Origin of the sequence: Enterococcus sp. 9D6_DIV0238, assembly GCF_002174455.2 — a bacterium.
Classification (GTDB): domain Bacteria; phylum Bacillota; class Bacilli; order Lactobacillales; family Enterococcaceae; genus Enterococcus_L; species Enterococcus_L dunnyi.
In genome coordinates this window covers 1,348,535-1,362,089 of record NZ_CP147246.1, presented here as the reverse complement: position 1 = coordinate 1,362,089, position 13,555 = coordinate 1,348,535, and the positions used below count along the sequence as shown (strand labels likewise).

General features: G+C 38.1%; 12 protein-coding genes. 9 read left to right on the top strand and 3 right to left on the bottom strand.

Going from position 1 to position 13,555, the window contains the following annotated elements; all coding sequences use genetic code 11:
- Positions 1-46: 46 nt before the first annotated feature.
- The 6 genes from A5889_RS06495 (at position 47) to A5889_RS06470 (ending at position 6,900) form a co-directional block, all read left to right on the top strand.
- On the top strand, positions 47-1,294 hold the full coding sequence (locus A5889_RS06495; protein ID WP_087640895.1) for a hypothetical protein: 1,248 nt from the start codon (positions 47-49) through the stop codon (positions 1,292-1,294).
- Between the two features lie 36 nt (positions 1,295-1,330).
- Complete coding sequence (locus A5889_RS06490) at positions 1,331-2,068, top strand: cell wall protein (RefSeq protein ID WP_087640896.1); 738 nt, start codon at positions 1,331-1,333, stop codon at positions 2,066-2,068.
- Positions 2,069-2,081: 13 nt separating this feature from the next.
- Entirely contained in the window at positions 2,082-2,924 is an 843-nt protein-coding gene (locus tag A5889_RS06485; protein ID WP_087640897.1) for a BsaA family SipW-dependent biofilm matrix protein, read from the top strand.
- Between the two features lie 11 nt (positions 2,925-2,935).
- Positions 2,936-3,556, top strand: a complete 621-nt coding sequence (locus A5889_RS06480) for a hypothetical protein (protein ID WP_087640898.1) — start codon at positions 2,936-2,938, stop codon at positions 3,554-3,556.
- A 115-nt stretch (positions 3,557-3,671) separates the two neighbouring features.
- Complete coding sequence (locus A5889_RS06475) at positions 3,672-5,891, top strand: MucBP domain-containing protein (RefSeq protein ID WP_087640899.1); 2,220 nt, start codon at positions 3,672-3,674, stop codon at positions 5,889-5,891.
- A 307-nt stretch (positions 5,892-6,198) separates the two neighbouring features.
- Positions 6,199-6,900, top strand: a complete 702-nt coding sequence (locus tag A5889_RS06470; RefSeq protein WP_087640900.1) for a recombinase family protein — start codon at positions 6,199-6,201, stop codon at positions 6,898-6,900.
- A 58-nt stretch (positions 6,901-6,958) separates the two neighbouring features.
- Here the strand turns inward: A5889_RS06470 and A5889_RS06465 are convergent, their stop codons facing one another.
- From A5889_RS06465 to A5889_RS06455, 3 genes are all read right to left on the bottom strand, one after another.
- Positions 6,959-8,110, bottom strand: coding sequence for a pyridoxal phosphate-dependent aminotransferase (locus A5889_RS06465; RefSeq protein WP_087640901.1), 1,152 nt, complete (start codon positions 8,108-8,110; stop codon positions 6,959-6,961).
- A 109-nt stretch (positions 8,111-8,219) separates the two neighbouring features.
- A complete protein-coding gene (locus tag A5889_RS06460) occupies positions 8,220-8,942 on the bottom strand; it encodes an amino acid ABC transporter ATP-binding protein (RefSeq protein ID WP_087640902.1) in 723 nt (240 codons plus the stop codon).
- Positions 8,935-10,398 (bottom strand): ABC transporter substrate-binding protein/permease, encoded by a 1,464-nt coding sequence (locus A5889_RS06455; protein WP_087640903.1) that lies wholly within the window; start codon positions 10,396-10,398, stop codon positions 8,935-8,937. The genes A5889_RS06460 and A5889_RS06455 overlap by 8 nt, the downstream gene beginning before the upstream one ends.
- A gap of 220 nt (positions 10,399-10,618) precedes the next feature.
- On the opposite strand from A5889_RS06455, the gene A5889_RS06450 reads away from it, so the two are divergent.
- From A5889_RS06450 to yajC, 3 genes are all read left to right on the top strand, one after another.
- Positions 10,619-11,707, top strand: a complete 1,089-nt coding sequence (locus A5889_RS06450; RefSeq protein WP_087640904.1) for an iron-containing alcohol dehydrogenase family protein — start codon at positions 10,619-10,621, stop codon at positions 11,705-11,707.
- A gap of 189 nt (positions 11,708-11,896) precedes the next feature.
- Positions 11,897-13,042 (top strand): tRNA guanosine(34) transglycosylase Tgt, encoded by a 1,146-nt coding sequence (gene tgt, locus A5889_RS06445; RefSeq protein WP_087640905.1) that lies wholly within the window; start codon positions 11,897-11,899, stop codon positions 13,040-13,042.
- A gap of 81 nt (positions 13,043-13,123) precedes the next feature.
- Positions 13,124-13,495 (top strand): preprotein translocase subunit YajC, encoded by a 372-nt coding sequence (yajC, locus tag A5889_RS06440; protein WP_087640906.1) that lies wholly within the window; start codon positions 13,124-13,126, stop codon positions 13,493-13,495.
- The last annotated feature ends 60 nt before the right edge of the window (positions 13,496-13,555 follow it).

Below are 13,555 nucleotides of genomic sequence, written 5' to 3'. Positions count from 1 at the left end.
GGCGGCGTGAGAATATAAATTATTATCTTTAGGAGGATAAAGAAAAATGAAAAAGAACAAAAAGAAAAAGTTGGTAGCTGCTGCACTTTTGGCATTATTGGCAGCAGGAGCAGGTACTTTTGCGTGGATCAATTCTCAGGATCAACGAATCAACCGTGTGAAGACTGCAGCAATCAAAGACGGTAGTGTCAGCGTTGAAGAGTTGTGGAATCCAAAGCCGATCGTACCAGGAACTGATGCAACGAAAGAAGTAGCAGTGACAAATTCTGGGAATACGCCTGTTTTTGTGCGCGTGTCTTATGAAGAAGTATTAAATTATCTAACAGAAAAAGGTGCAGTGACAAATCGGACTGAAGGTTGGAAAAAGAGTGCTACACCAGCAATGTCAGATGATGTACCTGTAGAATTTGACGGTGAAAAGTATACAGTAGCTGGCAGCGGTTATACAGATGTGACAGGAAAAGTAAAAGACAGTCAAGGAGCGGCTTTACCAACTGGAGTTAAAGTCTATGCAAAAGGGTCTGTCACAAAAGACCCTGTGACTGGCGATGAAAATACTACGTTTAGCTACTCTGCATTTTTCGAGTATAGTTCTGGGAAATTTCAGGCAATGACGACAGACATTTCTGTGAAAAGCGGCAATACGGTCGGCTCATCAGCAGAAGACTGGGAATTTGTCATGAATAAAGCTGAGTATTCTGTTTATAAAGGTGGTTACAGTAATAACGTAGCCAACTGGGCGGCATCTACACTAGAAGGTGCATCAGCTGAAGCAACTGCTGCAAAAGCCTCTCTACTGGGGAGTGCAGGAAAGAAATACGATGTAGATTATGACTATAAAGCAACATCTTTGGGTCTTACGAGCATTCCAGCAGCGGCACCTGCAACAGCAGCTGAACAAATTCCGACAGCTTCATCAGATAAAAAAGGTGTTCAAGCAGATAAAGCAGCTCTGGGCATCAGCGGGATTCATATAGAATATGGGACGGATATGACTGTAACGACAGCTTTAGCAAATAATAAATGGGCATACAATAAAGAAGATGGCTATTTCTATTTCACAAGCCCGATCAATTCAGGTGCTACAACTCCGCACTTGTTGAAAAAATTAGTATTTACAAATGCAATAGGAACGGAATATACAAATGCAACATATGACTTGATCGTAAAAATGGAGGCTATTCAAGCGACAAAAGAAGCCTTGATAGATACGACTGGTTGGAGTTTACAAGGCGCAGATGGTTCAGAGACAAAAACGATCACTGAATATCTAGCAGGCCAAGCAGCAAGTTAATTTTTTTAGAAGGATAAATTAGGAAGGGGAAAAATCATGCTGCAATTACTGGTACAAAAACGTCTGCCGAGTCTAGTTTTATATAGCTTAGTAAGCATTATGATCACTTTTACTAGCGGAACGCTTTTAGCTGTTGCAAGTCAAACCCTTCCTCCAGGATTGATCATTGGCGATGAGACGGGGATATCTGCTTCTTCGGAAGGAGAATATTATGTCGATTTGCCAAATGTTCTGCCGGGAGAAAGTTATGAAAAAATAATTACGATTCGCGGTTTAGATATCAAAGAACCATTTGAATTGGGAATTTTAGTTACGCCAGACTCATCGAAAGGGCTTATCGATTTTAATCAGTTGATTACTTTGACTTTGACCTTGGATAATAAGGTTTTATATCAGGGACCTTTGTTAGGCAATGGAGAATTTGATTGGACAGTTCAGCCATTGATCATCGGAACGTGTGAGTATGGAACAGATCAAATTTTAACTGCTCGTTTTGATGTCGATAAAAATTTTACAGCAGCTGATTTTAAAGAAGAAAGCCAATTACTTTATCATTGGACATTTGTCGCCACAAAAAATCAACCCGAAACACTGACTTCCACAAGTAAGGAGCCAGTGTCTAAGGAAAAAGAACAGTCTAAGGGGATGTTTCCTCTGACAGGGGAAGAAATCAGAAATTTGATTTATAAGATTTTAACAGGATTACTATTGGTGTTGATCAGCATTTTGCTATGGAAGAAGCATAAAGAAGAACCAAGTAAAAAAGGATCGTGAAAGGGGGCTGCAAATGAAAAAAGGAAAACGTCTATTAAAAATTATTCACACACATAAATTGTTGTGGGGCTTATTTTCTATTGTTTTAAGCTTATTGCTTGTCGTAGGGACTACATACTCTTGGATTACATATAGTGATGACAGGATCAATCGAAATAAGCCTAATAGTAAACAATTTTCTGTTGTAATCGATGAATCATTTACCCCAAATTTGCAGTGGAGCCCAGGGACAGTAACAGAAAAAAGATTATTTATCAAAAATGACGGACAGCTTCCTGCGTTTGTCCGAGTCTCTCTTTATGAATTTCTTGCTCATTTTGAACTAGATATGGTTGATGGTACAGGAAATGGCGGATTAAAAATCAGTGCTGTATCGAGTGGGACAGATATGTCTGGAGATGATGCAAAGACATGGGAAAAAGGCCGTACGTATAAGCTTAAGACTGGTCAGTATTATACTGTATCCGAAGTTTACAAAGGGGATAAATCACAACCAAACACAGCATATATCTACAACGGAAACCGACCAGCCGATGGTCTAAAATATTTGATGATCAATTTCAATAATCCGGATATTTTTGATAAGGACAACCAGCCAAATAATGAGAGAAGACATTATTGGTACTATTCAGAAGGGTATTTTTATTATTCAGAGATGCTAAAACCAAAAGAAAAAACAAAAGAATTGATTCAGAATGTGAGCTTGGACAAGAATTTGCCGAATAAATATAAAGGCTCATTGTATCAGCTAGTCCCTATTATGGACAGCCATGACAGTACGAAATCTTTGTTGGAGGACTGGGAGATTCCTGCTGGTTCGTATGTGGAAGCTATGTACCATGATAAAGTACATTAGGAGGACTTAAGATGAAAGAGCAAAAACAAACGATTTATTTTGTCTGGTTATTACCGTTTTTTGTTCTGTGTTTAATAATGGGAGGAATCACGGTTTATGCTGCGATGACGATGCAGGAAGAAAAAGTGAATCGTTTTCAGATCGGAAATCTGCAAACAAAAATCGATGAAGTGTTTACTGAACCGACAACGATTTTACCAAATAAAGCACTGGAAAAGAAAGTCGATATCACCAATACAGGAACACTCGATCAATTTGTACGTGTTTTGCTGCAGCCGGAAATTAGTATAGAAAAAGAAGGCGTGAGAAGACTTTTACCATCAAAAATCGGGGATGAGGTATTGCTGGATGTGAATACTAGCCAGTGGCGATTGGGTGAAGATGGATACTATTATTATATGGATATTTTAAAACCTGGAGTGAGTCATGCGGCGAAGAATTTATTTACGCAAGTAACTTTGAAAAGGAGTATAGGAGCAGAATACCATGGAGCGAAGGTTAGTTTATTGGTAAAAGTGGAAGCAATCGATTGTAATAAATATTCCTATCGTGATGCTTGGTGGCAAGGAGCGGTACCTGTTCAGAAGGAATTGCTGGACATCGACAAACAGCTGGCTATTAAAGCTGAATAAAAATAGGCACATGGGATGTATATTCCATGATTGCCTTTATACTCAGCACTTATGAAATGAGTGTTTTTAATGGAGAAATCATTGATTTGATAAGTAGTGATCAAAAGGAGAGAATATGAAAAAAAGAGAGCAAAGTTTGAACCAGAAAATAAAAGTAAAATGGTTGTTTTTATTGTTGCTTGCTTTGGTTGTTGGAGGTTATTTGTTTGTGAGTCAAGGCAATTTAAGGGCTTTTACGATCATCAATAAAGGTGAATTTTCTTTAAAAGCTGAAAATCGTTGGGATGGAACTGAGAAAAAAAGTTATTCTTTTTTAGAGTGGGGCGCTGTTAATGGATTAAAACAGTCGGGTTATCAATTGTTTCAATCAGAAGATGGTGTAACTTGGAATGCTCGTTCTATGAATTACGGAAAAACGATCAAAGTTTTAAATATTTATCCAGATACAGTAGATGCACGAAATCTAAAAACCTGGATGGATAGTTTAGGGCTAAAAAATTCAAAAGGAGATAGATTGATACAGGTAAGTTATGTTGCTCAAATGGTTTTTGGGTTGGATCCTGATAGCCATCTAAAAAATGCTAAAGGGGAGTATTTATATGATGTTATTATGTTTGGTTCATGGGATTACAACAATCATGTAGATATTTCAGTCGCGGCAAAAAATGCAACACAAGCATACATCGATAGCGGTAGAGGTGTATTATTCGGACACGATACGATCACTCCGAATGATCGAGGGCATACTAATTTTAATAGTTTTGCCAGTCAATTAGGGTTCAAACTACAAGCATCATCTTTTCAACTTGGTAGTACATCTGTAAAAATCAATAACAATGGCTATTTGATGAAATATCCATTTGAACTACAAAATGATTTAACCTTAACGATACCTTTGACCCATACTTGGGGACAGGGGATATTACCTGGCTCCAGTACGATCAAATGGCTGGAATTTCAAGAACCATATAACTGGAATAAGCCTGGAGATGGTAGCGCTGATGCAACCTTTTATTTAGCTACAAACAACAATTTAGGAATGATTCAAACAGGACATAGTAATGGTCAATCAACGATGGATGAGCGCAAGATCATTGCGAATACCTTATATAATTTAGCTCAAGTATCTTTAGAAACAACAGCACAAGATTACACAGTAAAGGATGATCGGGCTCCTAAGCTAGCAACTGCTGCTCCGATGCCAAATACTAGTATAGAGAATTTTAGTATAGAAATCGATAGTACTGATGTAGGAAAAGAGTATCAGTGGTATGTAGAAGCAGATACAAGAGATGATGGCTTGAAAAAATCTGATGTAGTGAAAGAAACCATCACTAGTAATATTGCTGGTTATTTTTATATGATCGATAATTCTGCAGCATCCAATTTAAACACTACTGTAATAGGATACAAAGATGAATTTGGTCGAATTTCTTCTGATCGTTATGATATTTATGTAGCACCTCAAGGAACAACAGATAAAAATGCAGTAGACTATGATCCTTTAAAAGATGCAAATTTAGTTACATACAATACAAAAGGAATAATTAGCGGTATCAATGGTTTAGCTGATTATAATAAATATCTACATGTCGTTACTGTTGACCGTGCAAATAATGTTAGCGGAGTGAAGACGATCCCGCTCAAAGATCTAATACCATTAGCTAGAGTCACTGAAAGATACCTAGATACAGAAGGAAAAGAGCTTCAACCGGAAACGTATAAAGATATAGTCAAGGGAGACCATTATACTCAACGGATCAAAAATCTGAACGGTTATGCTGTAGATAGCTATCAGATCGACCGTGCAGAAGCTGTACCAAGTACAGATGAGACAACTGTTTCGATTGATAGCGTCACTCAAAATATGACAGTCACTTATTATTACAATAAATTGATTCAATTGAATCTTAGACAAGTTGTACTAGCAAGTCAGGAGGAAATTGTTGTACCAAAAAGAGGATATTTACAGCTAGATAACGGATACGTAGATAAAAAAAGTAATTTGTTTAATGTAGCCGTTGATTCAGGAGTAGCGCAGGAACAAGTGTCATACACAAGTGTGGTCATTGCAAAGCAGGCAACCCATCATCAAGTTTCTGTAAAGGTACTCCCTCCTGAATATTATTCATACAGTGGTTATACAGTCACTAAAGACAACAGTATTCATGATAGTGGGATACGGGTAAATGGTGAAATTCGTTTAGATATTACTGAAACTACTGGCTATTGGTTAACTATTTATATAGAACCTTCTATTGAGAAAGGGCGTTCGCCAGTTCCTTATAATTGGGATTATCAACGAAATAAATTAGGAGAGATCCAAATGAAGTAGGTAGATTTAGTGCAGTATGTTTTGGTGTAGTTTAAAAGAAGATATTGATATCCACACTAGCTAAGAATGCTGCTAGAGAAAAAGCTTGAACTATCACTTTTAATCTCAATTTTGGGAGGATAGGCATGTATATACTATTGATTGTATCGTCAATCATCATTTTTATTCACAGCTTACTGCTTGTGTATATTATCCAAAAAACTACAGCATTGACGGATAAGATTCAGCAGTTATCACACGAGTTTGTGTCAAAAAAGAAGGGACGATCTGCGTTACGAAAAAGAAGTGAGCAGAGAAAGTAAAGAAGATGAAATTAGGTTATGTTCATGGGCATAAAGTAGATCAACAATATGATATTTTGGAATCATATGAAGTAGACGAAATTTTTTCGGATATGGATCAAGGCTATGAGTGGATATGGAAAGCTGACAGCGAGCTGCAACGATTATTGGATTACTCAGAATCAGGAGATAGTTTGGTTATATGCTCTTTAGAGGTAATATCGAGAGACTATCAAGTACTACTTAAACTATTCAGCGAATTGAAGAAATTACAGGTAGAGCTAATTGTTTTGAGCTCACCAGAGCTGACATTACGTGAGTGGCAGCAAGTACTCAGTTGGGTTGCCGGAAATGATCACTTATTGTATCCAAGAGTAATTAGTGTCAAAATGAATCGAGAAAATGAAAAAAACAGGGAAAGTTATACTGTATTTAGCAGAAAGTCAGAAGCTAAAAAGCTCTATCGAGAAATTTTTTGGCTACTTGTCAATAAACGAAAAATAAGAGTAATTGCAAAAGAAAAGGGAATTCCTGTTGAAACTGTTTTTCGAATTCAGCAAGAGGTCAAGCGAATGAAGCTAGCGCTGATTTTCAGTACCTGTTTCCTTTTGGCGATCACCACGATCAAACTCACTGAAAATTTTTCGGATAATCTATTGATCCAGATCGTAGTCTGTATTATTACGACTATGATCATACTTTATAATGCTTTGTCAGATAGTGAATAGAAATAAAAAAGAGTCGTCCTTTTCAGTGTTTTTTTGGAAAGGGACAACTCTTTTTAAGTTAAAAGGACATCTTTTCTATTCGGTCAAAGGCCTCTTTTAAAACGCTGATATCCTGAGTAGCAGCCAAACGTACATAGTCATCGCCAGTAGTTTCACCAAATGCTTTCCCTGGTATCATCAGGACGTTGGTTTCTTTCAATACTTTTTCAACAAAAGGAACAGAAGTCAGATTTGTTTTAGAAATATTGATGAAGGCGTACATGCTGCCTTTCACTGGATGTAAAGATAGAAAAGGAATTTGAGCGATTCGTTGCTCTAGATACTCTAAACGTTCTTTAAACACAGAGACTACCTTAGGAACCAACTGCTCAGCATGAGTAAGAGCATAAATCCCAGCTTGTTGCGATGGGCTTGGAGCTGAGTACGTGATACTTTCATTTATTAGTTTAGCAGCTTCATTAATATAATCTGGTGCGATCATATAGCCGATTCGCCAACCTGTCATAGCAAAAGCTTTTGAAAAGCTGCTGAAGGTAATCGTATGTTCTGGTGCAAAAGAAGCCATGGGTACAAACTCATCATAAAAACAAAAAGCTTCATAGACTTCATCTGAAAGAATATAAAAATTATGTTCGATCGCAAGTTCTGCGATTGCTTTAAAGGTTTCAGGTGAAAAAACAGCACCCGTTGGATTATTAGGCGAATTGATAATGATTGCTTTTGTCTTGTCAGTGATCGCTGCTTTTAAGACCTTGATGTTGATTTGAAATCCATCTTCTTCATAAGTAGGAATGAACACTGGTTTTCCACCCGCGAAGATTACTTGATCTTTATAAGGTGAGAAATAAGGTTCGTGAATAATTACTTCATCATCAGGGTCTAACAGAACTTGTAAAGTCAAATACATCCCATGTAAAGCACCAACTGTAGCACGAATTTGTGAAGTCTCAAAGGATAACCCGTACTGTTTTTGATAGAAAGCTGAAACAGCTTCGAGAAATTCTTGACTACCGCCTGAAGCAGTATATTTTGTATGGCCCTTTTTCGCATCGTTGAATGCTGCGTTGATGATCGTTTCATCGGTGATCAAATCGGGATCTCCAATTGATAGATCCAGTAAATCTGGTACTTGTTTTGCTAAAGTAGCAATATCCATTAGAATATTTTCTGCTGGCGTTTGGTGACGTTGAGCAATGTTTGAAATGTCCATGTTTTTCCTCCTGTTACGTTATACTTACTTTATTTATTTTATTCCTAATTTGCTAATTGTTAAAGAGGGCAAAGCAAATGAATGATCATTTACTCAGCCCTCTGCGCTATTATAGTACTTTTCTTAAAAAGTCTTGTGTTCTTGGATTTTTTGGTTGTCCGAATATTTCTTCCGGAGTTCCTTCTTCTTGAACGATCCCAGCATCCATAAAAATCACACGATCTGCTACTTCCCGGGCAAAGCCCATTTCGTGTGTCACAACGACCATAGTCATTCCTTCGACGGCTAAGGCTTTCATTACAGATAAAACTTCGCCAACCATTTCTGGATCAAGTGCAGATGTAGGCTCATCGAACAACATTACATCCGGGTTCATCGCTAAAGCTCGGGCGATCGCTACACGCTGCTGTTGGCCACCAGATAGACTTGATGGATAACTGCTGCTTTTATCTTTTAAGCCGACCTGCTCTAATAGGGCTAAGGCTTTTTCTTTTGCCGCTGTAGGCGATTCTTTTTTGACTTTGATCGGACTGATCGTTAGATTGTCCAATACAGTTTTATGCGGGAAAAGATTGAAGTTTTGAAAAACCATGCCCATTTTTTGACGCAAAGCATCAATATCAGTATCTTTATCCAGTAAGTTTTTTCCTTCAAATTCGATCACACCGTCTGTTGGTTGTTCCAGTAAATTCAAACAGCGAAGAAATGTACTTTTTCCGCTACCAGATGGGCCGATGATCACGACCACTTCTCCAGCTTTGACATCTAAGTCGATGCCCTTTAAGACTTCATTTTTTCCAAAGGTTTTGTGTAAATTTTTAATATTAATCACTAGTACTCATTCTCCTTTCAGCAACACCTAATAGGCGGGAAATAGTAAAGGTCAACACAAAGTAAATCAATGATACAACAAGATATGGCAAGAATGGTTTGAAGCTGGCTCCTTGTACATTTCCGGCTTGGAAGATCAATTCAGAAACACCGATAACTGAAACAACGGAAGATTCTTTGATAACTGTTACAAATTCATTTCCAAGTGCTGGTAAGATATTTTTGATTGCTTGAGGTAATATGATATAACGCATGGCCTGTGGCTGATTCATACCAAGAGAACGAGCGGCTTCTAACTGCCCTTTGTTTACGGCATTGATTCCTGCACGAACGATTTCAGCGACATAGGCACCACTATTTAGGGCTAAGGCAATACAACCAGCTGCGATTTTCGATAAGTCCAGCCCTAATACACCAGTACCAAAGTAAACGATAAAAATTTGTACTAATAAAGGAGTACCACGGACATATTCGATATATGCAATTGCAATACCGCGCAGAATTTTTGATTTAGACAATTTCATTAGTGCAAGCAAGCCACCCAAGATCGCACCGAATAACACACCCATAAAGGCTAGGAAAATCGTGTAGCCAGCGCCGCTAATGTAAAATTTACCATATTTTCCAAGGAAACTCTCATCATCTGTAAACATCAATTTTCCGGCTTCTTTTTTATAGCCTTCCAATAAGTTATTGTCATTGATCGTTTGGATCGAAGCGTTGACTTTTTGTTCTAAAACTGGTGCATTTTTTGGAATAGCGACAGCTGCGTCTTTTTCTCCTTGTTCGAATGTGACATCTGCAAAAGTTAAATTAGTATCTCGATCCACATAGGCTTCTGCTACAGGGCCTTCTAACACAGCGGCCTCTACTTTTTTATTCTTTAAGTTCATGATGATATCAGGAACCTTTTGTAAAGAAGTCGGCACAGAACCAATTAATTCGGTTTTTGCTAGTTCTTCTTGCGTCGTTTGTTTTTGAACGCCGACTTTCACACCGTCAAAATCATTTGTCGATTGAAATCTATCCTTATCATCTTTTCTGACAACCACTTTTTGCTGGACAGTCATGTAAGGATGAGAGAAGTTAACTTCTTTTAGACGTTCGGGTGTTGGCGCCATACCTGAAATGATCAAATCGATTTTTCCAGTTTTCAAGGCACCTAATAAAGCATCAAAACCTAATTCTTCGATTTTTAATTTTACCCCTAGATCATCAGCGATTTTTTGAGCGATGGAAATATCGAACCCTACGATCTGGTCTTTGCCATCAACGTCTGCATGGAATTCATACGGTGCATAGTCAGCAGATAGCCCGACAATCAGTTCGCCTCGTTTCATAATGCTGTCGTAGACAGGATCTTCCTCTTGAGCAAAACTAGTAGTTGCAGGAAGAAAGGTTAAGAGTACCAGTAATACTGGCATAATGAGTGCTAAAACTTTTTTTGGTAGTTTCATTTTTTTGTCTCCTTTATAGTAGATTAGTGGAAGTAAGCAATACTTCGATTGATTTCTGATAAATATACTGAAAAAATCAAATAAATGTATAAAAATTTATTGTTTTCGGATGTGATTTATCATATCATAGATTAAGGGAAAGGAAAAGTGGATTTAACCAAAGAATTTATAAAAATTCACTTTTGCATAAAAAATCAAGAAAAATGGAAGGTCGGAAAGAATGAATCAATCGTTGATAGTAAGAGGAGCACCGCAAGAATATGAATGTCGGATCGGTGCGTGGGATGACTTAGAGGCGCATTTAAATAGAAGAAATATTAAACGTGTGATGGTGTTGCATGGCAAGGATTCATGGGAAGCTGCCAAAGTGTATTTCCCAGAACTAATGAATATAGATGCATTTTTTGTATATTATGGTGGGGAATGTACAGATGAAAAAACAAATGACTTAAAAAAACAGTTTGAGCAACATGATTTAGAAGGAATTATTGCTGTCGGGGGCGGGAAAATTGCAGATTTGGGTAAAGCAGTAGCGAACCAATGTGAAGTTCCTGTGTTGATTTTACCAACGCTGGCTGCGACCTGCGCAGCGTATACCCCCTTGAGTGTTATCTATGATAAAGAAGGTTCAATGGTTCGCTATGATGTATTTGCTAAAAGTAATGCGCTGGTTTTGATCGAACCAAAAGTCATTCTGAATTCGCCTGTCGAATTGATGATCGCAGGAATTGGTGATACAGTGGCTAAATGGTATGAAGCAGATGCGATGATCTCGCAGCTATCTGTCCAATCGATAGAGATACAGGTGGCAGCTTTTGCCGCTCAAAAATGTCGGGAAGTGTTGTTGACGGATAGTCAGGCTGCTCTTGAGGCGATGCAAAAGCAAGAAATCAATCAAGCCTTTTTAAACGTTGTGGAAACCAATATTTTATTAGGTGGAATGGTTGGCGGCTTTGGTGATGATTATGGTCGAACGGCAGGTGCACATTCGATTCATGATGCGTTGACGATTTTACCAGAAAGCCACCAACAATTACACGGGAACAAGGTTGCTTATGGCGTGTTTGTTCAGCTAGTGATCGAGGATAAATGGACTGAAATCGAAACATTGATTCCATTTTACCGTGAGTTACAATTGCCGATTTCATTAAAAGAGATGAATATGGTTTTAACGGAGGAAGAATACCAACGTGTAGCTGAACGTGCTGCTGAGCCGCATGAAACGATTCATTATATGAAGGAAACAATTACTCCAGAGGTAGTGAAAGATGCTATGATCAAGTTGGAAGCAGCGATGAGTACTAAATAGAAATGTATGCTATTTTTGTCTCCGTCGTTCATTCAAAAAGAGCTTTCGTCATCACAGGTTAAGAGATGACGAAAGCTCTTTTTGATTATCTAAGGATATGCTAAAGAAAGCCTGTAAAACCTTGCAAAGCCATTAAAAAAAAAGTATGATGAAGAAAGTGTGAATCCACAAAAGAAAGTAGGGAAATGAATGACGGAACCAGCCATTCGTTATCGTTTAATAAAAAAAGAAAAACATACAGGTGCTCGTTTAGGCGAATTGATTACGCCGCATGGAACGTTTCCAACACCGATGTTTATGCCAGTAGGAACGTTAGCGACAGTAAAAACAATGTCACCAGAAGATTTAAAAGAAATGAGTGCAGGTGTGATCTTAAGCAACACCTATCATTTATGGCTTCGTCCAGGTGATGACTTGATCGCAGAAGCTGGCGGCTTACATAAATTTATGAATTGGGATCAACCGATTTTGACCGATTCAGGTGGTTTTCAAGTATTCTCGTTGAGTGATATGCGTAAAATCACTGAAGAAGGGGTTCATTTTAGACACCATTTAAATGGTTCAAAATTGTTCCTTTCACCAGAAAAAGCAATCAACATTCAAAACAACTTAGGCTCAGATATCATGATGAGCTTTGATGAATGTCCACCGTTTGATGAAAGCTATGATTATGTGAAAAAATCGATCGAACGGACATCACGCTGGGCAGAACGCGGCTTGAAAGCTCATGCACATCCAGACCGTCAAGGTTTATTTGGGATCATTCAAGGGGCCGGTTTTGAAGATTTACGTCGTCAAAGTGCGAAGGACCTGATCAGTATGGACTTTCCAGGATATTCGATCGGCGGACTATCTGTTGGTGAACCGAAAGCAGAGATGAATCGAGTGCTTGATTTCACAACTCCTTTGATCCCTGATAATAAGCCAAGATATTTGATGGGTGTAGGAACAGCAGACTCATTGATCGATGGCGTGATTCGCGGGATCGATATGTTTGACTGTGTTTTACCGACTCGGATTGCTAGAAATGGTACATGTATGACCTCGAAAGGCCGTTTAGTCGTTAAAAATGCGCAGTATGCCAGAGATTTCCGCCCGTTGGATGAAAAATGCGATTGCTATACATGTAAAAATTATACGCGTGCATATATTCGTCATTTGATCAAAGCAGATGAAACCTTCGGTATTCGTTTGACGTCGTATCACAATCTATACTTCTTATTGAATGTGATGAAACAAGTGCGTCAAGCGATTATGGATGATAATTTACTAGAATTTCGTGAAGCCTTTTTTGAGGAATATGGATTCAACAAAGAGAATGCGAAAAGTTTCTAATAATTTGATCAAAAGACTGGTGTTGTAAAGGAAGTTTTGTTACAGTAAACTAGTGATTATATGATAGAGAGGTGAATAAGAATGGGCGGAGGACTTTCGTTTATTTTACCATTAATTCTTTTAGGAGGAATGATGTTTTTCATGACACGTTCCCAGAAGAAACAACAGAATGAGCGTCAAACACTTTTAGATGCAATGAAAGTGGGCGATGAAGTGGTTACGATCGGTGGCTTACACGGTGTGATTTCTGAATTTGACAGTGAAAAAAGAACAGTATTGATCGATTGCGAAGGAATCGTACTAGAATTTGATCGCGCGGCGATCAAAACTGTAAAACCGGGTACGACTGTAGTCAACGATAGTGATGTTACAGTAGTCGAAGCAAAAGAAGAAACAGTTGTTGAAGAACCAACAACAATAGAAACTTCTGACAACGATGACACGAAAGAATAATTCCAGCTTGCTGGAATTTTTTCTTTCTAAGTAGAATGACCATCGTGTTGTTCGGTATAT

Coding starts and splice junctions, on each gene's coding strand:
- A5889_RS06485 (WP_087640897.1), top strand. CDS start 2,082: ATGAAAAAAGGAAAACGTCTATTAAAAATTATTCACACACATAAATTG.
- A5889_RS06455 (WP_087640903.1), bottom strand. CDS start 10,398: ATGAAACTACCAAAAAAAGTTTTAGCACTCATTATGCCAGTATTACTG.
- A5889_RS06470 (WP_087640900.1), top strand. CDS start 6,199: ATGAAATTAGGTTATGTTCATGGGCATAAAGTAGATCAACAATATGAT.
- A5889_RS06495 (WP_087640895.1), top strand. CDS start 47: ATGAAAAAGAACAAAAAGAAAAAGTTGGTAGCTGCTGCACTTTTGGCA.
- yajC (WP_087640906.1), top strand. CDS start 13,124: ATGGGCGGAGGACTTTCGTTTATTTTACCATTAATTCTTTTAGGAGGA.
- A5889_RS06475 (WP_087640899.1), top strand. CDS start 3,672: ATGAAAAAAAGAGAGCAAAGTTTGAACCAGAAAATAAAAGTAAAATGG.
- A5889_RS06480 (WP_087640898.1), top strand. CDS start 2,936: ATGAAAGAGCAAAAACAAACGATTTATTTTGTCTGGTTATTACCGTTT.
- A5889_RS06450 (WP_087640904.1), top strand. CDS start 10,619: ATGAATCAATCGTTGATAGTAAGAGGAGCACCGCAAGAATATGAATGT.
- A5889_RS06465 (WP_087640901.1), bottom strand. CDS start 8,110: ATGGACATTTCAAACATTGCTCAACGTCACCAAACGCCAGCAGAAAAT.
- A5889_RS06490 (WP_087640896.1), top strand. CDS start 1,331: ATGCTGCAATTACTGGTACAAAAACGTCTGCCGAGTCTAGTTTTATAT.
- tgt (WP_087640905.1), top strand. CDS start 11,897: ATGACGGAACCAGCCATTCGTTATCGTTTAATAAAAAAAGAAAAACAT.